The 21,183-nt window shown below is 50.9% G+C and carries 27 protein-coding genes; 4 read left to right on the forward strand and 23 right to left on the reverse strand.

The genetic code is table 11. The annotated features are described in order from the left end of the window. Positions 1 to 94 precede the first annotated feature (94 nt). The 14 genes from WMO29_RS04360 to WMO29_RS04425 all read right to left on the reverse strand — a co-directional run bounded on the left by WMO29_RS04360 (position 95) and on the right by WMO29_RS04425 (position 8,631). Positions 95 to 877, reverse strand: coding sequence for a ZIP family metal transporter (locus tag WMO29_RS04360; protein WP_349163917.1), 783 nt, complete (start codon positions 875 to 877; stop codon positions 95 to 97). A gap of 163 nt (positions 878 to 1,040) precedes the next feature. Further along, on the reverse strand, positions 1,041 to 1,682 hold the full coding sequence (locus WMO29_RS04365) for a histidine phosphatase family protein (protein WP_178040101.1): 642 nt from the start codon (positions 1,680 to 1,682) through the stop codon (positions 1,041 to 1,043). 203 nt (positions 1,683 to 1,885) lie between these two features. Then, a complete protein-coding gene (locus WMO29_RS04370) occupies positions 1,886 to 2,092 on the reverse strand; it encodes an alpha/beta-type small acid-soluble spore protein (RefSeq protein ID WP_178040102.1) in 207 nt (68 codons plus the stop codon). 153 nt (positions 2,093 to 2,245) lie between these two features. Next, a complete protein-coding gene (locus WMO29_RS04375; RefSeq protein ID WP_349163918.1) occupies positions 2,246 to 2,728 on the reverse strand; it encodes a GNAT family N-acetyltransferase in 483 nt (160 codons plus the stop codon). 70 nt (positions 2,729 to 2,798) lie between these two features. Then, positions 2,799 to 3,341 (reverse strand): histidine phosphatase family protein, encoded by a 543-nt coding sequence (locus WMO29_RS04380; RefSeq protein WP_349163919.1) that lies wholly within the window; start codon positions 3,339 to 3,341, stop codon positions 2,799 to 2,801. Between the two features lie 99 nt (positions 3,342 to 3,440). Beyond that, positions 3,441 to 3,827 carry a hypothetical protein gene (locus tag WMO29_RS04385; RefSeq protein ID WP_349163920.1) on the reverse strand — a complete coding sequence of 129 codons (387 nt, stop codon included), beginning with the start codon at positions 3,825 to 3,827 and terminating at the stop codon, positions 3,441 to 3,443. A gap of 45 nt (positions 3,828 to 3,872) precedes the next feature. Beyond that, positions 3,873 to 4,151, reverse strand: coding sequence for a helix-turn-helix domain-containing protein (locus tag WMO29_RS04390; RefSeq protein WP_349163921.1), 279 nt, complete (start codon positions 4,149 to 4,151; stop codon positions 3,873 to 3,875). A 67-nt stretch (positions 4,152 to 4,218) separates the two neighbouring features. Further along, positions 4,219 to 4,641: a carbon-nitrogen hydrolase family protein gene (locus tag WMO29_RS04395; RefSeq protein ID WP_349163922.1), complete on the reverse strand. Its 423-nt coding sequence runs from the start codon at positions 4,639 to 4,641 to the stop codon at positions 4,219 to 4,221. Then, positions 4,527 to 4,847 carry a hypothetical protein gene (locus WMO29_RS04400; RefSeq protein WP_349163923.1) on the reverse strand — a complete coding sequence of 107 codons (321 nt, stop codon included), beginning with the start codon at positions 4,845 to 4,847 and terminating at the stop codon, positions 4,527 to 4,529. The genes WMO29_RS04395 and WMO29_RS04400 overlap by 115 nt, the downstream gene beginning before the upstream one ends. 105 nt (positions 4,848 to 4,952) lie before the next feature. After that, on the reverse strand, positions 4,953 to 7,154 hold the full coding sequence (locus tag WMO29_RS04405) for a M56 family metallopeptidase (protein WP_349163925.1): 2,202 nt from the start codon (positions 7,152 to 7,154) through the stop codon (positions 4,953 to 4,955). A gap of 2 nt (positions 7,155 to 7,156) precedes the next feature. Beyond that, a complete protein-coding gene (locus WMO29_RS04410; RefSeq protein ID WP_178040111.1) occupies positions 7,157 to 7,525 on the reverse strand; it encodes a BlaI/MecI/CopY family transcriptional regulator in 369 nt (122 codons plus the stop codon). Between the two features lie 202 nt (positions 7,526 to 7,727). Next, on the reverse strand, positions 7,728 to 7,988 hold the full coding sequence (locus WMO29_RS04415; RefSeq protein ID WP_349163926.1) for a hypothetical protein: 261 nt from the start codon (positions 7,986 to 7,988) through the stop codon (positions 7,728 to 7,730). A 49-nt stretch (positions 7,989 to 8,037) separates the two neighbouring features. Then, positions 8,038 to 8,277, reverse strand: a complete 240-nt coding sequence (locus tag WMO29_RS04420) for a hypothetical protein (RefSeq protein ID WP_349163927.1) — start codon at positions 8,275 to 8,277, stop codon at positions 8,038 to 8,040. Positions 8,278 to 8,376: 99 nt separating this feature from the next. Next, positions 8,377 to 8,631, reverse strand: coding sequence for a hypothetical protein (locus WMO29_RS04425; protein ID WP_349163928.1), 255 nt, complete (start codon positions 8,629 to 8,631; stop codon positions 8,377 to 8,379). Positions 8,632 to 9,134: 503 nt separating this feature from the next. Here WMO29_RS04425 and WMO29_RS04430 point away from each other — a divergent pair. Next, complete coding sequence (locus WMO29_RS04430) at positions 9,135 to 10,496, forward strand: MATE family efflux transporter (RefSeq protein WP_178040115.1); 1,362 nt, start codon at positions 9,135 to 9,137, stop codon at positions 10,494 to 10,496. A 57-nt stretch (positions 10,497 to 10,553) separates the two neighbouring features. Here the strand turns inward: WMO29_RS04430 and WMO29_RS04435 are convergent, their stop codons facing one another. After that, the gene (locus tag WMO29_RS04435) at positions 10,554 to 11,021 is read right to left on the reverse strand and encodes a hypothetical protein (protein WP_349163929.1); all 468 of its coding nucleotides are present in this window, start codon (positions 11,019 to 11,021) and stop codon (positions 10,554 to 10,556) included. 454 nt (positions 11,022 to 11,475) lie between these two features. Between WMO29_RS04435 and WMO29_RS04440 the strand changes: the two genes are divergently transcribed. Together WMO29_RS04440 and WMO29_RS04445 are read left to right on the forward strand one after the other, a co-directional pair. Further along, entirely contained in the window at positions 11,476 to 11,688 is a 213-nt protein-coding gene (locus tag WMO29_RS04440; RefSeq protein WP_022221317.1) for a hypothetical protein, read from the forward strand. 66 nt (positions 11,689 to 11,754) lie between these two features. After that, positions 11,755 to 12,624: an SDR family oxidoreductase gene (locus tag WMO29_RS04445; protein WP_349163931.1), complete on the forward strand. Its 870-nt coding sequence runs from the start codon at positions 11,755 to 11,757 to the stop codon at positions 12,622 to 12,624. 68 nt (positions 12,625 to 12,692) lie between these two features. Here WMO29_RS04445 and WMO29_RS04450 read toward each other — a convergent pair whose 3' ends face one another. From WMO29_RS04450 to WMO29_RS04470, 5 genes are read right to left on the reverse strand one after another with little or no spacing between them, the layout of a single operon-like run. Then, positions 12,693 to 13,289 (reverse strand): SDR family oxidoreductase, encoded by a 597-nt coding sequence (locus WMO29_RS04450; RefSeq protein ID WP_349163932.1) that lies wholly within the window; start codon positions 13,287 to 13,289, stop codon positions 12,693 to 12,695. Between the two features lie 19 nt (positions 13,290 to 13,308). Continuing rightward, on the reverse strand, positions 13,309 to 13,476 hold the full coding sequence (locus WMO29_RS04455; RefSeq protein ID WP_349163933.1) for a hypothetical protein: 168 nt from the start codon (positions 13,474 to 13,476) through the stop codon (positions 13,309 to 13,311). Then, entirely contained in the window at positions 13,449 to 14,210 is a 762-nt protein-coding gene (locus WMO29_RS04460; RefSeq protein ID WP_349163934.1) for an SDR family NAD(P)-dependent oxidoreductase, read from the reverse strand. Before WMO29_RS04460 ends, WMO29_RS04455 begins: the two co-directional genes overlap by 28 nt. 10 nt (positions 14,211 to 14,220) lie before the next feature. Further along, positions 14,221 to 15,210: a glycine cleavage T C-terminal barrel domain-containing protein gene (locus tag WMO29_RS04465; RefSeq protein WP_349163935.1), complete on the reverse strand. Its 990-nt coding sequence runs from the start codon at positions 15,208 to 15,210 to the stop codon at positions 14,221 to 14,223. Between the two features lie 14 nt (positions 15,211 to 15,224). Continuing rightward, a complete protein-coding gene (locus tag WMO29_RS04470) occupies positions 15,225 to 16,445 on the reverse strand; it encodes a hypothetical protein (RefSeq protein ID WP_349163936.1) in 1,221 nt (406 codons plus the stop codon). A gap of 272 nt (positions 16,446 to 16,717) precedes the next feature. Between WMO29_RS04470 and WMO29_RS04475 the strand changes: the two genes are divergently transcribed. Then, the gene (locus tag WMO29_RS04475) at positions 16,718 to 18,232 is read left to right on the forward strand and encodes a PucR family transcriptional regulator (protein WP_349163937.1); all 1,515 of its coding nucleotides are present in this window, start codon (positions 16,718 to 16,720) and stop codon (positions 18,230 to 18,232) included. Between the two features lie 209 nt (positions 18,233 to 18,441). On the opposite strand, the gene WMO29_RS04480 is transcribed toward WMO29_RS04475, so the two are convergent. The 3 genes from WMO29_RS04480 to WMO29_RS04490 all read right to left on the reverse strand — a co-directional run bounded on the left by WMO29_RS04480 (position 18,442) and on the right by WMO29_RS04490 (position 21,058). Next, positions 18,442 to 19,647 (reverse strand): ROK family transcriptional regulator, encoded by a 1,206-nt coding sequence (locus tag WMO29_RS04480; protein ID WP_349163938.1) that lies wholly within the window; start codon positions 19,645 to 19,647, stop codon positions 18,442 to 18,444. 198 nt (positions 19,648 to 19,845) lie between these two features. Beyond that, positions 19,846 to 20,622, reverse strand: coding sequence for a sulfite exporter TauE/SafE family protein (locus tag WMO29_RS04485; protein WP_349163939.1), 777 nt, complete (start codon positions 20,620 to 20,622; stop codon positions 19,846 to 19,848). Position 20,623: 1 nt separating this feature from the next. Beyond that, a complete protein-coding gene (locus WMO29_RS04490) occupies positions 20,624 to 21,058 on the reverse strand; it encodes a MarR family winged helix-turn-helix transcriptional regulator (RefSeq protein WP_349163940.1) in 435 nt (144 codons plus the stop codon). Between the last annotated feature and the right edge of the window lie 125 nt (positions 21,059 to 21,183).

Below are 21,183 nucleotides of genomic sequence, written 5' to 3' on the forward strand. Positions count from 1 at the left end.
TTTTCAACAGACCCGTATTTTATAATATTACCTTTTTTACAGGCTTCGTGCAACCATTTGTTTTGGTTTGTATTCCATTTCTATTTTCGACTGCTTAGCCCAGGGCCACATCCAGGGCCATCATCAGTGTAAATCCCATAGCGAAAAAGATTGTTCCGATATCTGAGTGTTTTCCCACGGACATCTCCGGAATCAGTTCCTCGATGACCACATACATCATGGCGCCTGCCGCAAAGCTCAAAAGATATGGAAGGGCCGGAAGAATCAGGGTGGCGGCCAGAATCGTCAGAAAGGCGCCGATGGGTTCCACGACGCCGGACAGAACGCCGTAGAGGAAGGATTTTCCCTTGCCTGCGCCCTCGGCCCGGAGAGGCAGGGAGATGATCGCGCCCTCGGGAAAGTTCTGGATGGCAATACCGATGGACAGGGCCAGCGCACCTGTTACGGTGATATAAGTATTGCCGGAGAGCCATCCCGCGTAGACAACGCCCACCGCCATACCCTCGGGAATGTTGTGGAGTGTCACGGCCAGCACCAGCATCGTCGTGCGCTTCAGGTGGCTTCTGGGTCCCTCTGCCTCGTCGCTGTTCCGGTGTAAATGCGGGATGATGTGATCGAGCAGCAGCAAAAACAAAATACCGACCCAGAAACCGATAACTGCCGGGACGAAGGCCCAGATTCCCATGGCCGCCGACTGTTCCATGGACGGAATCAGCAGGCTCCAGATGGAAGCTGCCACCATAACGCCCGCCGCAAAGCCGGTCAATGCCCGGCTGACCTGTTCATTTAAGGATGTTTTCATAAAAAAGACCATGGCCGCTCCAAGGGAAGTTCCTGCAAAGGGTATTAAGATTCCCCGGATTATTTCTGATGTCATATAAGAATCTCCTTTCCTGGATTAGCCTGAACTAACCGTTTTATGATTATTATATGCGTCAAAGCTCCGCACTGTCCATAGCAGGATTTCTTGTTGAGAATAAAAGAAGGACAAGCCCTGCTTATCCTTCGTAAAATTTCCGCTGCTCCATTTCCTGCTGCATTTATTCGAAATAGTTGATACTTCTGGTCTTATCATAATAGATCACATTTTCCTGCCGCACAGACGCCGTTCCATGCTCCACATCAATGATCGATACCGCGCAATTTTTATGGACGCCGCCCTTCCAGAAATCTTTCAAATCTGTAATCAGAAGACTGGACAACAGTGCTTTCACAAGCGCTCCATGGGCGGATATCAGCACAGTTTTGTCCTGATACTCCGGCCGGTCAATGAGCCAGGTCAAAAAATCTGTTCCCCTGACACAGAGCTCCGCAATGGATTCACCGCCCTCCGGTGGATTATAGTGGGCCGGATTCTGGAAAAAATTTGGGAAATCCGGATCCGGGATGTTGTAATTCGGCCCCGTACAGCACAGACCCTCGAAGCAGCCAAAGCTGATTTCCTTCAGGCGCTCGTCCACAATCAGGGGAATCTGCCGCTCCCGTTTCATGATTTCCGCCGTCTGATAGGCGCGCTTCAGCGGACTTGAAAAAATCACATCAAAGGGAATGCCTTTCAGCGCCTCCGACGTAATCTCCGCCACTTCAATACCATTTCGATTTAAGGGAATGTCCGTCGTTCCCTGGAGCCAGTGCTTTGTATTCCAGTCTGTCTCACCGTGACGGATCACATAGATGACCATTTAAGTTTCCTCCTGCTATATAAAATCGAACTTATATTCGTTTTGGCTTATTATAGCATTTTGTCCGGAGCTTGTCATCCATTAAATTTATGAAAATGAAAAAGAACCGCAGCCCCAGATTTTCATCCAAAGCTGCGGAGTCCCCTGTAACTCAGGTTTCTTTTTGAAAAACGTTTTCTCGAACTTTTCTGAACAGGGCGGGCTTATTTACCGGCCATCTGCTTTTCCTGTTCCTCGATCATCTTCTTTACCATATAGCCGCCTACGCTTCCGTTCTGCTTGGAAGTCAGGTTGCCGTTGTAGCCGTCGGTCAGCGGTACGCCCAGCTCGCTGGCTACCTCGTACTTGAACTTGTCAAGAGCGCCCTTTGCCTCCGGTACTGCTGCGGTATTTGAAGATTTGTTTGCCATAAGAAACTCCTCCTTACTGCAGACGGGAATCTTTTTATACATTCCATTTGTCTGCGGTTCGTGATTGGTTGTTACAGGAGTTATTATGCGGAATAATCCGCTCTTTACACTGGGAGTTCCTTGCTTCTCTGATAAAATTTGGCTGTTTGCTTTCTAAAAGGTCAACCGCATCTGATTCCAGACCACATTGCCGTGTACGGATTCGGACACGCCCTCATTTACAAAACCGAATTTGGCGTAATAGGGAATCAGCCGATCCTTACAGGTCAGCACCAGACCTTTTCGGCCCTGCTCTCTGGCGTCCGCAATGGCCCGTTTGATGAGCTCGCCTGCGTAGCCCTTTTTTCGGTAAGCCGGAATGGTATTGACGCCGAAAATCATCTGCCAGTCTCCGTTTTCGCGGTGCATTTCGGCCTTTTCATACATTTCATCGGTCAGATCCGCCTCATCGGTCACGAAGCCGTCTACAAAAGCGATAAGCTTGTCGCCGTCAAACATGAGCCAGAAATGCTTTCCGTAATGAGTCAGGCGCTTTTCAAATTCTTCTTTGGTGGCCGCCTCGGCAGGCGGGAAGCACTCGGCCTCCACGGCGGATACAGTCTCCAGATCTTCGATAGTCGCTGTTCTGATTGTCATATGTTTCTCCTGCTTTCTGTAAATAAATTTGTCTTATTTTATACTAAATTTTCTGATCTGCCAAGCGGATTTATTCCGGAAATTCGTACCGTACGACCGCACAGTTCCTAACACCAAAGAAGGCATATTCCTCGTTGGTCATTTCATAAAAATAGGACTGCACCACACGGGCAATGCCGTTGTGAGCCACCAGAATATAGGTCTTTTCCTTTTCGGCTTTCAGCTCATCCAACAGGTTGTAGATACGCTGGGCCACCTGGAGCATGGATTCGCCGCCCTCGAAACGGCTTAAAAACTGCTCCTTGGCCTTCCGAAAATCCGCTCCGTCCCGGGGCGTGGACTCCCATTTTCCAAAATCCTGTTCGATCAGCCGCGGCTCCATCCGTGCCGGGATTCCGGTCACCTCTGAGATATGTCTGGCTGTCTCCGCTGCGCGGACAAGCGGCGAATATAGAATCTCATCCGCCTGAATGCCTTCCTCCAGAATCTTCTTTCCGGTCTCGATGGCCTGCTGATGGCCCAGATCCGTCAACGCGATATCCGTGGCCCCGCAGATTTTATTTTCCACATTCCAAATGGTCTGTCCGTGGCGGACAAAGTAGAGGGTGTGCATGGGTGATTCTCCTTTGTTTTGTAAAATAATACTTGATTTCTTCTTTTTTATTGTATATAATAACTTCGAAAAGAATCGGTTTTTTACCGTACGCAGATGTTATATCTGGCCAAGCGGGGTACTCGGTTCTTTTTTTATATTTATAATATCATACAAGTATTTCTTGCCGTCTGCATCATGACGGATAATCATTCTTGCTTTATATACATTATAACGTTCAACTTCCCCTTGTTCATTGTATACAGCAATGGCAAACCGTACATCATAACGATACCATCCATATCTTGCATCCAATTTATGTTTTGGATTTAAATTTTCCTGATAAGACTTATTTACAGAAAGCTCTATTAGTTCCGGAATTGCCTGCGCTGCATTTGCTTTCGCCTTTGCTAAGCCACCTTTTAATGTAGCTATATACCTGGAACCAGCATATTCATCTGGTAAATCTTTTCCGATATAAATCTCTTCTCGGTCCTCTTCTATCATATAAATATCACCAATATATCGTTCCAGATATTTTTCTACATCGCTTCATAGAATTTTTTGTTTGTTCTTAAATATAATATCGTGAATTACAACAATTTTATTGCCATCTGTATCTCGGACAATATTAATGTTTCTTTTTCCTCTTTCTATGAAGTCTTTTGTTTTTTCAATTCCCACATAATAAGCCAACATACGCGGAATATATTCCGGCGGGTTTCTCCTTCCGGCTTCCCAATCCTCCATTGTTCTAATTGGTAGTCCATATTTTACGCAGAATTCTTTCCTTGTAAGTCCCGTTTGTAAACGAATTTCCTGTATTGTCATATTTGTTGTTTCATCCTCCACGCAATGAGTGGTTTTATTGTAACATGTAATAAGCTTATACGCAAGATTACAGATACCACTCTAGCCTTCTGGTTCCCAGATATGGAACCTTCTCCCGCCATTCCCGTGCTTCTGCGAGATTCAGTTCGCAGCGTATCAGCTGCTCCCGGTCGTCGGCTTTTATGATCACGTCGCCGCTTGGATATACCACCAGGGACTCTCCGGCGAAATCCATGTCGCCCTCCCGGCCCACCCGGTTGCACATGGCGATGAAAACCTGATTCTGCATGGCCTGAACACGGATTTCCCATTCGAACATGGTCAGTGGCTCCGCTTTTGTATTGGCTGTGGGAATCAGAATTAAATCCGCGCCTTTCAAGACGCAGGTACGCACGCTTTCGGACAAGTGGCGGTCTTTCCGTCCTGTTCCAGATAGACATTGGGAGAAAGATAGAGCTTCTGCTCCACGGCCTTCTCCGCCAGCGCCCACAGCTCTGGCGCGCTCTCCCGCATACACCAGCGATCTGCGTTTTGTTTTTCATATTGTGGGAAAAATGGGGAAAGTTGAATCTCCGGGAAGAACAGCAGATCACTGTCCGCCGCTTCATCACAAAAGACCAGGGATTTTTGCAGATTTTCTTCGACGGAATCCGTCATGCGCATCTGCGCCAGGGCAAGCTTACAGGTATGTTGCATCGGAAATGCCTCCGTTTTGAATGGTTTGTTTTTTATTATAACCCGGCGATATTTCTTTTTCAATTGAAAATCAGGAAGACAGAGCCTGCCTTCCTGATCGATAAACTAATTTTTGTTTTTTGCTGGTTCGATGTTCGTAATCTCATTCATCGAATCGGTATTTGCGGTGTTTGCGTGTTCCGCTGTCACGCTATTATTTACCGTATCGCCATTCGGAAAATAGATCGTCGAGTCCACCAGCTTCGCGCCTTTTCCATCCATGCGGACCTTCAGCCACACTTCACGCAGAACGGACTCCTGGAAGCCTGCACCGTCCTTTGCAAAATGCCCCAAAAGCTGCATCCGCACAAAGAGCATATCGCCCAGGACGCTGACATCCTGATACTGCACTGAAGTAACCTCTGCGTCCGCATAATCGGTGTATTGGAAGCCATCCAGGTTGAACAGCTGTGTTTGATTCACGCTGTCTGTGTATCCAAATACGGCTCCGGCGTCCACCAGCACCTGATTCCAGCCCCGGCTGTTGGCTACGGAAATGGCGTCCAGATCCGTCTGGGTATAGGCGGGTTCGATAGAGCTTAAGTAATCCGGTTCGACGGCTGCCAGCAGATCTCCTGTCTCTTCATTTGCCCCCAGCAAGGTCATATCCAGTGCCGTCCGGGTCTCGTTCTGAAATTCCAGATCCGTCTGGTAGATGCCGTAGGGAACGTCTTCCCCGTCCGGACTGTTAAAATATTTCTGATAATATACGGTATCATTCAACACTACAAAGGTGGGCGCGTCGGTCAGATAAGCCTCCGTTGTCTCCCCGGTTTTCCGATTGTAGGAGTAAAAGTTGCCGTAGAAATATCCGGCGCTGCCCTCGTAATGACCAGCCGCTGTGAGGACCACATTTTCATCCACATACAGGCTTGTAATGGGATTCTGATTGCCCGGGTTAAGAAGCGCCGTATCGCCGGAAGCGGTATTGTATTCCCAGACACTGTGATCGCCAGGATCGTAGTAAAGACTGCTGCCGTCCGCGGTGCTGCCTAGAAGTTCTCCCTCCGCAACCATTTCCATATTTGCAACGGTAAAGGGCTGCCGCCAGATGCGGGAGACGCCGCCTGTCTCGTTCCAGGAATCGTAATACAGATACGCGCCGTCGGAATAGAGTTTTGTTCTATCCATGGTATAGAGCTCGCCGTCTACCGCGATGAGCTCACTGCCATTGCCGAGAATCGTATGATCTGCTGTCGTTTCGCTACCTGTTTTTCCTGTTTCCGCAGAGGTTCCAGATTCCGTATCGGATTCTGTCGTTGGTGTCGTCGGTCGTAAAAGCAGACCGAGGGCTGCCGCCACCAGAATGATAACTCCGATCAGAGTGATTCCAACGGTCTTTTTCCGATAATGCAACACGTTTTGAATCCGGCTTTTCAGGGAAGGTTCCCCGAAGGTCAGGGAGCTGACCGCATATCCATTCTGCTTCGCAGCGTACTTTAAAAGACTGGCAGCGTAATCCTTCCGAATATCCCGGGCACTGTTCTGGAGCACTGCCTCGTCGCAGGATATCTCCATATCCCGGCAGAAAAGCACATAGGCCAGCCAGACGCAGGGATTGAACCAGTGAAGCGTCCGGATCAGTAAAAACAGAAGCTTCCAAAGGGTATCCAGGCGCTTTCTGTGATAGTCCTCATGGGCCAGAATGTAATGCTTTTCCGTCTCCTCCAGGTTCGCAGGAAGACAGATAACTGGCCTCAGGACACCCCATACGAAAGGAGCCGGGAGCTTTTCGTATTCCCGGATTCGCTGTTTCGGAGCGCTTCTGACACATCGGTTTTTGCTTAAAAGTGCCTTTAATTTTATGGTAGAAACAGTCTGCTGGATTAGCAGTAATACGATTCCGGACAGCCATACTATGCGGAACATCAGACTCCAATTCCAGGTGCTCTTGCTTTGACCGGAAATCCCTGTCTCGGTGCCTGTCAGATTGTTTTGCTGTGTTTCCTGAAGTTCTTCCGGGAACTGTGCTTCCATTCCGGATTTCAGCCCTGTACCGGACAGCTGATGGATCGTACCGGACAGCTCATTGCTTCGATTCTCCAGATTCTGAGCGGTGGTTTCCACCCTGGAAGGAATCAGACTGAAAGGACTTTGCAGCCCTGTCGGCACACAAAAATTCAGGAACACCAGCAGCCAGAGCCCGTAGGCCAATTTTCTGGAACAATGCAGCACCTTCAGCATCAGGAACCGCAGAAGAACCACCAACAGCACGGTATAACTGCCAATCAGACTCAGATGTAAAACCGCGCCAAATACCTTTTCCATCCTCAATCCTCCCCGTACTCTTCAATCAGTTCTGCCAATTCGTCAATTTCTTTCTTACTCAGCTTTTTCCGCTTCAAAAAGGCCGCTACAAAATTCGGCAGAGACCCCTCATAATTCTCCTCCAGGTATCGTTCGCCCTTCCGTCTGGCGTATTCCTCCTGACTCATCCGGGATGTGACCACTGACTGCTCATTCTGGAAAATGCCATTTTCACAGATCTTCCGAAGCACCGTATAGGTGGTCGACTTCTTCCAGTTCAAATGCTCCGCTGCCAGCCGCACCAGTTCCCCACTCCGCAGCGGCTCATGCTCCCAGATAAGCTGCGCCAGCTCCTGCTCGGCCTCGGTCATGATATAGATCAGGTCTTCCATGGGACGCCTCCTTTCTGTAAATGAGAAATGGTTTAAAAAGTATAAACCTTTGATTTTAGTCTATACTTTTTAAACCATTTTGTCAACTGAAATCTGATATGTATTTTAATTTCCAAAACCATTCAGTAACATCTTTATTTTTCCATATCCTTCGGATATGCACGTTCCGCTTTGAATGCTATTCGGCAGGGTATCCTATCTGTCATACTTTATCTCCCGGCTTCGGATGATCCGGATTGTACAGGTGGGAATAGGTGTTAAACCGGACGAACAGGTAAATGCAGATAAGCGCAATCAAAACGCACACCATCAGTTCACCCAGAAAATCTGCCACCAGCATGGTTTTCAGAGAGAAAGTACTGATCGCGGCTTTGATAAGATATAGAAAGATGCAGGCTGCGATGGCCAGAAGCAGGTAAGTTTTCTTATTCGTTACAATAATCCAACTTTCTTTTTTCTTCATAAATATCCCCTCCATCCATAAAACATTTTGAAGCTTAAAAATCTGTTATTTAGAGAACAAAATATCTCACAATAAGAGCGACAATTCCAAGTACTACAACCGTATCCATCAGCCAATTCCGCTTATCTTTACAAAACAGGATCCCTGCAAGGCCGAAAACCGTCATGCAGGTACCGATTCCGGCGTCAATCCAGACGCCTTTGGAGATGGCTAAAAGCGTCCACAGCGCAGACATGAAAGTATAAAGAATCGTGATAAAATTTCCGGTTCTGATTTCGTCTTTCAGCATAAGCAAATTTCTCCTTTATTTCATTTGGTTAAAATATTCCAGATAATCTGGATCAGATTCAGCACGATATAGAGCTCCAGACACGGATAGTATTTTTAATTACAACGAAACCAGTCGCTTCGCCCTCTCATACTCATTTTTCTGTACATAAATTTTATATTCGTAAGTACAGCTCTGGTCGACGCCAAAGCTTCCGGTTTTTCGGGCTTCTCCACCTAAAGGGCCTGAACCCTGAAGATTTCTTGTGTGGATTCGATAATCAATTCCATGAAGGGAAAGCGTCTCCCGAACCTCTGCCTGACGGTTCATGTCAAGGGTGAGCAGCAGCTCTTTTTGAGTCAGTATATTCCACATAGGCTCTTTCTCTCCGTCAAATTAGATATTTCCTTGGATAACTTTTACCATTTACATATGATTTTCCAAAATAAGCCGAACCACATTCGTCACAATATAGATGCCAAAACAGGTCAGACTCTTTTTATAGCTTTTTGTTTTTCTTCCCTTGAAATAAAACACAACGCCTAATACAAAAAATACGCACACTGCAACGACTAATATTCTGTAAAGAAAAACTGTAAATTCCATCTTACTTTCCTCCCGATAATCAGACAACTCCTTGTCATCCATATCTTATTTTACCCACTGTATTTGTAATTTCATGATACTTGACCCATCTGAAATTGTCAATTATATTTCGCTTTTCATAATTGTTTTCTGTACATTCCACCATTTTTGTGCCGCTTTCATTAAGCAGCTTCCACAATTCAAGGCGGATTTCTATTCTTATCCTTGCTTTTCCAACCGGATAAGCCTATACTGACATAGGTATCTGTTTTACAAAAGAGAGGGGCTTTATCATGTCTGAAACCATAGAGAAAAAATCCTCCGGGCAGCACGGGATGCTGATGACCGAAGGCAGTATTCTTAAAAATATATTCTTATTTTCCATTCCGCTGATTCTGGGTAATCTGCTACAGCAAACTTACAATGCGGTGGACTCGATTATCGTGGGAAACTGTGTGGGAAGCAATGCGCTGGCCGCGGTTGGCGCGGGAGCGTCGCTGATCTATCTTTTGATTGCGTTCAGCCAGGGAGCCTCTGTGGGCGCGGGCATTATCATTTCTCAATATCTTGGGGCGCGGGATTCGGAGCATGTGCGGACTGCCGTTCATACAGCTGTCACAGTGGCCCTGATCCTAGGAGCGCTTCTGACCATCGGCGGGCTTCGATTCACCAGACCGCTTCTGATCTGGATGAATACGCCGGAGGAGGTGCTGGAGGACGCCGTGCTTTATCTGCGGATTTATTCCGGCGGCATGGTTTTTAATGTTCTTTACAATATGATGGCCGGTATTCTGAACGCCGCCGGCAATTCCAGGCGTTCGCTCCTCTATCTGGCTGCCGCGGCTTTCACGAACATTTTCATGGATGTACTTCTGATTGCGGTTTTGAAAATGGGCGTGGCAGGCGCGGCTATCGCTACGGATATGAGCCAGGCGGCGTCCTGTATTCTGGCTTTTCTGTTCCTGCTTCGCGTTCCGGCGGATTATCAGGTACATATTCCGGAGCTTCGCCTGAATGGCTTCATGGCTTTACAGATTTTGCGGGTGGGTCTTCCCACGGGTATCCAGAATATGGTCATTTCTCTGTCCAATATTCTGGTACAGGCTGCCGTCAACGGATACGGAACGGCTGCGATGGCCGGTTTCGGCGCTTACTTAAAGATCGACGGCTTCAATATCCTTCCGGTTTTGAGCTTTAGTATGGCGATCACAACCTTCGTGGGGCAGAATTACGGCGCCGGAAATCTGAAGCGCGTAAAAAAGGGCATGTGGGTGACCCTTGGCATGTGTATTGTATACACGGTCGTTACCGGCGCGCTGCTGTTGTTCTTCTCGCGCCCGGCTCTCAGCCTTTTCACCAAGGATTCCACGGTCATCGACTTCGGGCAAATCGCCATGCGGTATTTCTGCCCCTTTTATTGGCTGCTTGCCATTCTTCACGCGCTGGCGGGTACCGTCCGTGGAACCGGCAAAACGGTGCCGCCCATGGTGGTTCTGCTTCTGTCCCTCTGTCTGTTCCGTATCCTCTGGATCCGGCTTATTCTGCCTGGCTTCCATGGGATCGAAGGCGTCTACATCCTGTACCCGTTTTCCTGGGCGCTGGGTATGGTGCTGATGATTCTGTATACCTGGAAGGGAAAATGGATGAGTGCATAAAAGAAGCGGGGCGTTGCAGTTCGTCTGCAACGCCCCGAATGTTACTGTTTTATTTCCTTAACGCCCGCGCTTCCGGATCAGGAGGATCGTAAGCGTGATCCCGATCCCCAGCAGAGAAGCACCTGCCAGACAGATGGCCACGACCGTACTTGCACCGATGGCAGGCGGCGTGCTTTCTGTATTTTCCGGCTCGGAATTGTCCTGATCGTCCCGGACACGTCCGGCATTGATGGTGGTACCATCGGCCAGAGTGAGGATCAGGTCGCCCTCCTCATTGATCTGCGCGCCGTCGATTCCGGCAGCAACCGTGCCGTCCTTGCCGTCTTCTCCCTTTTCGCCGTCCTGGCCCTTGGCGGGAACCCCGGTGTCCAGGTCACCCAGCCACCAATTGCCGTTCTCACCGACAGTCGGCGTGACACCGTCCCTGGCCACGGCCAGATAGCCCGTATCCTCGCCGTCGATAAACCAGTTCCCGTTCTCGCCGATCTCCGGGGTGTTGCCGACAGCCTTGACCTCGGTATCCACATCCCCGACCCAACACGGAAATCAGCGGTTTTCTTCCAGCGCGTTTTCATATGGTGTCTGGCGGGGCTGCACCGGCTGATTGGGAACAACTATCGGTTCAGCATTTCAGGTAAGGCCAGAGAGAACATGGAGACGGTCAAACGTAGCAGCAACAATGTGATCGAGTTTCTGCAATCTGAGGGCTACATCCGTTTCAAGGCTGACAGCGAAGCCAGCTCGAAGGCGATCTATGAAGCCTACACAAGATGGTGCGACGATAACGCACAGAAGCCTATGTGGGGATATGTTTGCGAACCTGACCATGAATGTCAAATCAACGCTGATGGTGATTCGTTGTAGACACCCGTCAAATTGTCGGGACGGCATCTCTGTAAATCCTGCACTTTGCGGGATGCTGTTTTCTGAAATATTTTGTATAATATTATCAATGAATAAGAAAAAGGAGGTACTCATTATGGCATTTTCTCTCGACAGCAAGGTAAAGGACATTCTGAAGAATCCGGCGGCAGCAGCTGTTCTGGACAAGTACAGCCCTGATGCTTCCAAGAACCCGCAGATGAAGCTCGTCGGCGGTCTGACGCTGCGCAAACTCGCCAGCTTCCCGCAGTCGGCGTTCCTGCAGCCCCATCTGGAGGAGCTGGACAAGGAGCTTCAGGCGATCGAGTAATTACCGAAGCCAAAAAGGAGCCTGACCACAGGCTCCTTTTTGTATGCTGCATGAAAGGAAAACAATATGGATCTGAAAAAACTGTTTGGATATGAGGGAAAAACGGTTGTCGTTTCCGGAGCATACTCCGGCATGGGACTGGCTGCGGCACGGCTGCTGCAGGAGCTCGGGGCAAACGTTTATACGATCTGCCGCCGCAACGGGCGGCACAGTAAGCTGGATTTTCCAGTCGCAGGCGAGCTGTACGCCGACTTCGGCGTCAAGGCGGATCTGGATGCGCTTGCAGATGCGCTGCCGGAAACGATCGATGCCATGTTCCTCTGCCACGGTATCGCGCTGAAAGCGGATGCCTCCAATGCGCTGGAGGTGCAGAAGGTCAATTTCCTCAGTCACAAATATCTGCTAGAAAAGACGCTGCCAAAAATTGCGGAGAACGGCTCTGTCAATATCATCGCCTCGACCGGCGGCTTTGGCTGGCAGGATGCCTTTGCAGACTGCGCAGCAGTCGTAAATGCCCCGAGCTATGAGGCTGCGCTCGACTGGTATGCCGCGCACCCTGATGTCATTCAGAACGGCTATGTCTTCTCCAAGCAGTGCCTATGCACGTATGTCAAAATGAAAGTCCACGCGCCGGAATACATCGACCGCAAAATTCGCCTGAATGCCATCAATCCCGGCAATACGATCACGGGACTGACCGATGAGTTTAACCGGAACACCTCGCCAAACGGCGACGCAGCCGAGGGAAAGGCCGTCATTGAGGCGATTTTTCTGGACAGCTGGAACGGTCGCTGGGCAACCGCGGAGGAAATGGGCTATCCTCTGGTCGCCATCGGCAGTCAGATCTTCTCTTATATGAGTGGTCAGATCATTTATTTTGACTACGGCATGAGCAGCGTCTGGGAAACAGATGCGCTGGACGCCGCACCCAACTGATTTTGCCCGGTTCATCCCTTCAAAATGGGCGGCACTCCGATTGGAGCGCCGCCCGTTTTATGTGCCTGTCAAATCTGCGGGACAAAAACCCCGGCGTTCTGACCGCCGTCGGCGAGAATGTCCACGCCGTTGATGTATCCGGCCCCGGAAGAGCAGAGGAACGCCGTCAGTGCGCCCATCTCATACGGATGCCCCCAGCGCCCGGCGGGGATCAGCTCGAGCTGGTTTTCTGCCGTCTCCGGCTGATTGTCGATGAGCTTCTGGTGCATGGGCGTGAGCAGCCGGTCATAGAAATCCGGCTCATTCCATGCTTCAAACGCCTGCGACCACTCGTCTGTCTGCGGCATGGTGTAGGCAGCGACGGAGGAGAAATTGATCATCACGCCGCCCCCGGCCAGCACCAGATAGAATGCCTCGACCATATTGACCGTACCGGCCGCGTTGATACGGATAATATTTTCCGTCGCCGTGTCGCTCGGCGAGACGCCGGAGGTATGGATGACCTGCGTCACGTCACCGAGGGAAGCGGCGAACTCCGCCAACGCCTGCACCTGCGCGCGATCCGCGATGTCCGTTTTGCAAAGGTGCCTCTCCACGCCAAGCTCGTCCAGCTCCACTTTTGCCGCTTCCATCTTTGCGAGGTTGCGCCCCGCCAGCACGATCACGGACGTTTTTCCGAGTTCCTTACAGATCGCCTTTTCCCATGCCGCCGTGACCGCCTGTCACGACCGTAATTGTTTTCTTCATGTGTGACCTCCCTGATTTGGATACGGCACAGGCGGCTCTGTATAGGCCGCCTGTGCTGTGTTTTCGTTTGTATTCTTTCAGAAGCACGTCCAGCCGCCGTCGCATTTGAGTTCTTCGCCGTTCACATAGCGGGACTGGTCGCTGGCAAGGAATAAAATCGCATCTGCCAAGTCCTCCGGCATGGCCAGCTCGCCGGAGAACTCCAGCAGCTTGCTGGTCCTGCCGAAGCCGAACTCGTCGGCGGGCGGCATGACCAGCGGAATATCGGTCACGACGCCGCCGGGCGAGAGCGCGTTGCAGCGGATGCCCTCCTCCATGTACATGAACGCCGTGTTCTTCGTCGCCGCCAGCACCGCGCCCTTGCTCGCGCAGTAGGCCGCGCCCGCGGTCTGGTGCGTTGCGCCGACGGAGCAGATGTTGACGATTACACCGCCGTCGCCCTGTGCCAGATACTGTTTGCATTCCTCGCGCAGGCCGTACATCAGGCCGAACGTGTTGATGCGGAACGTCTTTTCCAGCATTTCATCCGACATATCGGCAATGGCGGTATTGTCGTCCATCACGCCCGCGCAGTTGACGGCAACGTCCAGCCGTCCAAACGTCTCGACTGCCTTTTTCACCATGCCCACGGCTACCGCCGGGTCGCCGCCGTCGCCCGCGTACCACGTCATTTCACCGGGAGCATCCTTGCATTCCTCGGCCAACTCCTTCAGGCGTTCTTCGCGGCGGGCGACCGCCACGACCTTCGCGCCCTCGCGGCAGAACAGCTCCGCCGCGGCGCGCCCGATCCCGGCGGAAGCGCCGGTCACGATGCAGACTTTACCATCTAATCTTCCCATAATGTCCTCCTCAGCAGAAAACCTTGTTTACGACAACAGCGGGCGAATCGTTGCAGCCGACGGTCAGCTCCGCGCCGTCGGGCACGTCCGCGCAGACGGTGGCGAAGCCAATGTTCTTGTTCACGGTATAGCCGTAGATGGTCTGCGCGCAGCGGCCGACCTCGACGCCGTACCAGTACACACGCTCCCAAATGGAGATATCCTCCGTCGATTCGCGGGAAAATTCCAGACCGACCATACGGTATTTCGGGTGCTCTTTCCGTGCCAGCGCCGCTTCTTTGCCGATAAAGTCCTTGTCGGCGGCGACCGCCCAGCCGAGACCGCACTCATACGGGCTTAAATACTTGAAGTCCTGCTTCAGTGCAAAGCCCTTTTCCATCGGGATGGAACGGACGTAGACCTCGAGCGTCTGCAGCTCGCGGCCGCCGACGGACGCGACTGCCTTCAGCGCCAAGTCGTGAACTTCCGCGCTCTTGTCGAATGCGGAGTAGATCTCATATCCGTTTTCGCCGGTGAAGCCGGAGCGGTGGATATAAACGGGGATATCGCCGAGCTTCCGCTCACAGATGCCGAAGCGCTTCAGGTCGTCGACCGGCGCGTCCAGCATGGCGTTCATCGCCTTGAGGCTGTCCGGGCCCTGCACGGCGTACATATCCCAGTCGTAGGTGATGATCTTCGCGTGAATATCAGCCTCTCCCTTGTGCTGCTCGATCCACGGCAGCAGGCGCGGGCCGTAGAGGTCGGAGACCCAATACAGGCCGTCCGCCATGTGCATAACGATCACGTCGTCGATGATCTCGCCGTTTTCGTCCAGCGAGGCGGTGTATTTCGAGCGCCCGACGGCGACCTTAGAAATGTCGCTGATATAAATTTTTTGCAGGACTTCCAGTGCGTCCTTGCCGGTGATCTCCACCAGATCGTGCGTCCAGCGGTAGAAGCCGACCCCTTTGCGGATGGCTTCGGCATCGGCGCGCGCAACTTTGTCTTCCTTAAACAGCATATTCCCGCACCTCCTTACAGCATCCGCAGGTCTTCCTTGCGGATAACCTTGATGAGCATATCTTCCTCGTCACGGTCCTCAATGACGCAGGACCATTCCGGACTGACGAGCGTCTTTGCCGCGCCGTTCCACTGCGCTTCGTAGGCGTCGACCAGCTCGTCGAGCGGCGCCATCTCATAGCGTGCAGTGAAGTCCTCTGATTTGACCTTGATCCATGTCTCGTCCTTCGTCCAGCGCACCATCTCATACGGCACCTGCTGCACGTCGAGCATATAGCGGATATATCCGCCGAGGATCCGGCCGTCGTTCTCGTCCATCTCGTGTGGCACGCCGAGGTAGCTGCGCAGGCCCTCTTTGGCGAACGGATCGATGAACTGGTTCTTGCCGGCAGTCGCAAAGACGATACGGAACACGCGCAGGAACTCGTCTTCATCGGGGGCCATGTCCTTGATGGCCATCATCGGGAACTGGATGGACCAGACCCAGCCCATCTGCGCGACCCAGTGGTACGCTTTTTCGAGCGACGTTTCCTCGCCGAAGTTCTGCGTGTACTGCCCGTTGCGCAGGCACTGGCCTTCCTTGACCATACGCTCGCGCGGGGTGTCGTGGATGGGGTCGACGGGCTGCTGCATGTGGTCGAGCCATCCCTGCTTGGGAAGGCCGTACACGTCGCGGCGCTCCGCGACGACGCGGCAGTGCTTGTTGCCGCAGCCTCGGGCCTGACACATGTTGAGCGCGACCTCGTTCTCCGTGCCCTTGGAGGACGCGAGGTCGAAGTTCGCCGTGAACATACTAGTCGTCATGTTGCAGAGCTCACTGCCGACGATGTCCCACGGACAGGTGTCGAGCTCCTTTTCCACACGGTTGCGCGTGAACTGCACGACGCGGCCCGCCATGTTCTCCCACTCATCGCCGGAGTCGCCGGTGATGCCGCCGAGCCAGCTCGACTTTTCGCACAGCTCCGGGATGTTGAAGGCTTCATAGAGCGAAGCGTTGACATAGTTCTTCTGTTCCTCCGGGGTTCCCGCGACGGCCATATTCATCATGTTGGCGATGTCGCAGATGGCTTCTGTGCGTTTTTCCCAGCTTGGCTCGAAAATCCGCATGACCTGGAAAAGGTTGGCGGTCATGGCGGCGATCTGGCGGTTCAGCTGCCGGTAGGCTTCCTCCTCTGTGATGAGCTTGCCCCACGCGGTCGCGAAGCATTTCCTGGAATCCAGTTTTTCTTTCAGCATGGTATTCCTCCTATTTTGTTTTTACGATACATCTATTATAAGCCGCTGGACACACAGCGAAAATCCTACAAAAAGTTTGTTTTTTGCAGCTTGCAATCGTTCACTTTGTATACTGGAAAGTCATACAATTTGCAGGTGTGATTTTTGTGCAAAACAGCAATTTTAACGCGAATTCACATGCATAACCATTTAAATTGTACGGTTATGCATTGACAGTCAGGAGCAGTCGAAATATAATAAAATGAACAAAAATTTGAAATGAGGGACTGCTTATGAAGCTGTGCGCGGATATTCTCTATTGGAAGTTGAAGGAGGAACTGAAAGCCGTCGAGATGCACGGTGCTGGCAGCCAGGAATTAAAGCTGATCCGGCCGGAATTTTATCTCGACCAATCACAGACCTTTGAGAAAAACCGCGTCTACGTCTGTTCCGCCGATCATCTGCCCGTGCATCCGTCGCTGAACGAGAATGTGTGCCTCGTCTGCCTCGGGCAGCACTGGAATCTGACGACATTTTATAACCGGTGCAGCGTGATCGTCATCGAAGCCGACACGGATATTTTCCGCGTGTTTAATCTAGTGCAGCACATTTTTGATCGGTATGAAGCATGGGAAGAACAACTATGGCACATCCTCCGCCATGGAGCGGGTCTGCCGCAAATGCTGACGGCTAGCCGGGGCGTCTTTGAAAATCCAGTGCTGCTCATTGGCTCAGACTTCCGTTACCTAGCGGTTACGGATGAGGAATATTTTCAAAAGGATCTCGGCATCCGATTAGACACCGAAACCTTCGACGCAGAGAAAATGGCGACATTTTTGTCCCTGCATGATCTTTCTACCCATGTGCACGAGCCGCTCCTGCTGGAACTGCAAAATACGCGAACGTTGTCGGTCAATGTGTTCGATCAGGAGGAATACCTCGGCTGTCTTACGGTGTTTGAGGCGTTCCGGCCGCTGCGGGAGTCTGATCGGTCGCTTGCTGTCTTCTTTGCCAAGCTCCTGCGGCAGGCCATCCAGCAGAATCCTGTCCTGGCAAGTACCCGTTCCGCCGTCCGCCGTGCGCTGCGCAGCGTCATTGCCGGGCAGCCGGTCGATTTTGAGCTGCGGCGGGCGCTCAGCCAGGAAAATGGGAAGACGGACTGGGTCTGTGTCCGGCTCCAGCCGAAGGCCGGCGCAACTTTCCTGCCCGGCGCTTATCTTTCCGCCGCTCTGGAGGAACGGCATCCCGGCGCAATGGCGTTTGAATATGAACGTGCTGTCGTTGCATTTTTGCCCGCTGAACAGGCAGAAAGGGAAACAACGGCGCAGCTCTTGCCGCTGCTGGACAGGCTGGGACTGGTCTGTGGTGTTTCCAGCGTGTTTTCCAATTTGTATGAGACGAATCAGGCGTGGTTTCAGGCGTCCAGCGCACTGCAAAACGGGCTTTCGCGGGACGAGAGCAGCGTTGTATTCTATTTTCAGGACTATCTGCTGCCCCAGCTCCTGTCCGGTGCGTTGGCTGGCCGGCCCTCGTGGGTCTATTACCCGGACGGCCTGAAAAAGCTTAAGGCGCACGACGAGGGCTCGCAGGTCTCGTATCTGGAGACGCTGCGCGTCTACCTTGACAACAATCTTTCCGTTACCAAAACGGCGGCAGCGCTCTATCTGCACCGTTCGACGCTCTTAGACCGCCTCGCTCATATCACACAAATGCTCGGCTGCAACTTGAAAGACCCTGACTTTTGCCTTACCCTCGGTATCATTCTCAGAGCCGAGCTGGAGCAAAATCGGGTGAATCAATCGCATTAAGGCAAAGATGAACCTTGCATTTTTCTTCTAACACCCCCTATGTAGTTTGTTTTCCTACATAGGGGCGTTTTGCCTATTGTCCGCTTTTACTGTTCGGTTCAGATTTTGCATAGGGCGTTCTTTTATGAAAAAATACCCTTGACAAATCTCGTCTCATAACGCCCCATTTGATTTTTCTCATGTTAAAATCCTCCTCTTATATAAAAAATTCAAATTAACTCTCCGTTAAAAATTGCCGTCAGCAACGCGCCGGTACAGCCAATCCTTGTAGATTCCGTTCCGAAAAATGCCTTTACAATCGGAATCTTACGATATTTTCGAAATATCTGACGACAGTTCAGAATCTCTTCTGCCTGCAGCAGATAATAATCCGGAATCCACCACCCCTCATGTCCTATGATGACCCTCTGCGGATTGAAACTGTTGCAAAAACTGATAAGACCACATGCAAGCTTTTCTGTCATATCCGAAAAGATGACATCCATCTTTTTTTCCCGCTCTGTCCATTCCATTCCCTTTTCTTTTTTTACAAGCGCGTCCTCCATCTCACTGCAGAAGGCTGCAAAGGGTTTCCCATCGCCCGTAGCTTCCATAAGCCTTCTCTCTATGATATCACTCGATATATATTTTTCCAGACAGCCTCTGTTTCCGCAGTCGCAGGGAATCCCATTCCAGTCAATGCTGGTATGGCCCAGTTCACAAATCATACCGGTCCCGTTTTTGTACAACTCTCCATTTACGATTACTCCCACGCCCACGCCATTTCCCAGACCCACATAAAGGAAATCATCGCAGTCGCTGCCACTGCCGTAATACTTTTCCGCAATCGCGGCACAATTACATTCTCCGTCAAAATATGTCGGCAGATGATATTGCGTCTGAATTTTTCGTTTCACTTCCAAATCATGAAGTCCATAAAAATCGATGGGCGTCAGAATTTCTCCATAAAGCGTATCCACCGGTCCCATGGAGCCAATTCCAATCCCGAAAATCTTTTTCTCCGGAAATGTATCCAATATCTCATCAATCGACCGAAATATATGAGGGAAAAACTCTTCCGCCACGTTTTCGTTCATCTGGTATTCCAGTTTTTTCAGAACCTGCAAATGCATATCACAGAGAAAAACACTGCATCGTTCCCGATGAATATGCACACCAATCAGCTTCGGCGCCCTGTGGGAAATACAAAGCTGAATCGGATTACGTCCTTTTCCATCCACCTGCATTTTTTCCCGTTCTTCCAGAACTCCCTGCTCCAGAAACTCATTGACGATATAGGTCACTGTCATTTTTGACAACCCGGTTTGCTGCGCCAGCTCGATGCGCGAACTGCATTCCCCCGTGGCGATAAGCTGGAGAATCAGCCCCCGGTTTTGCTGCTTCAGTCTTGTGTTGTTGACTCCTGTTTTCGGCATAAAAGCTGCCTCCCAAGTAAATATCTTTTCTCTATCTGTATTCATAAAACAGTTTTACTTTATCTCTATTTATATAATACATTGCTCTTACTATTTGTCAAGATAAAAGTAAATTCATTTTACAAATACACTAAAGAGCACAAAAAAAGTCCCCGAAGCTGCTCCGAGGACTTTTTTGTACCGAATTCACTCTCTTTTTTACGCAAACATGGAAAATGCCATAACCACGCTTCCGAGAATCACCAGAATCACACCCGTCACCCGGTTCAGGGTCTTCGGGGTCGCTTTATTGGCAAACACCGCCGCGATTCGCGCCCAGAGCAGGGTAAAGATCACGCAGAGAATCCAGACCGTCCAGTCCGGCGTGCCACCGATGGCGAAATGAGATACCGCTCCGGTAAATGCTGTGAAGGCCATGATAAACACACTGGTTCCCACCGCTGTCTTCAGCTCGTAGCCCAGCACCGAGGTCAGGATAAGAAGCATCATCATACCGCCGCCTGCGCCCACGAAGCCGCAGATAAAGCCGATGAAGATACCACAGACCATGGACTGAATCGCCCGCTTCTTCGCGGATACGCCCTGCATGGCCTCCTTCGTGGTCATAACCGGCCGCACGATGAATTTGATGCCCAGCAGGAAGGTCATAAAGACAGAAAAGGTTCCCATGGTCGTGGACGGCACCAGACTGGATATCCAGCTTCCCACCACCGTAAATACCAGCACACTGACCATCATAATCAGACCGTTTTTCACATCCAGATTTCCATTTTTCTTATAGGTATAAGCGGATACGGCGCTGGCCAGCACATCCGAGGAAAGGGCGATGCCCACCGCCATATAGGGCTCCATTCCCAGAAATGTAATCAGCATGGGGCTGATGACCGCCGCTGCGCTCATACCGGCGAATCCGGTTCCAAGACCTGCTCCCATGCCGGCAAAAAATGTCACAAAAAAAGTAAGTAAGATTTTCATTTTAATGTTCTCCCTTCAAGATTTCTTCTGCGTTCTTTCCAATGCTGTCCAGGGTCTCCACAAACACCCTACGGGTTTCTTCATCCACCTGCGCAAACAGCTTTTCGCCAAAAGCCAGCTGTACTGCCCGCCCCTCTTTGATGAGCGGTTTCGCCTTTTCCGTGCAGAGAAGCTCTGTTTTTCGCCGATCCCCTGCTACGCTTCGGCGCTTGAGATACCCCTCCTGCACCAGCCGCTCCACGTTGACTGATACCAGATTTGCCTTGATATCCCGCACCTCCACGATATCACGGGCAGTCCGATATTCCGGGTTATTACCCAGGAACATCAGGATGTCGAAGGCTGTCTGCGGAAGACCGAGCTTTTTGCATAAAGGCTTGCACATGGCATTGTAGGCCAGAAGGAGCTTCCTTGGAAATTCAATTTCCGTAACCATTTCATTCTCCTTTTATTTCTTTTTTGGATAGTTCATTTTTGAACTATTATAACACAGAGAGCGATAAATGCAAGAGAAAAAGACCGGAAAAACGGATTCCGATCTTTTTTCTCTCATATCCCAAT

The sequence above is a fragment of the Laedolimicola intestinihominis genome (assembly GCF_040096155.1).
In the GTDB taxonomy this organism is placed as follows: Bacteria; Bacillota; Clostridia; order Lachnospirales; family Lachnospiraceae; genus Laedolimicola; species Laedolimicola intestinihominis.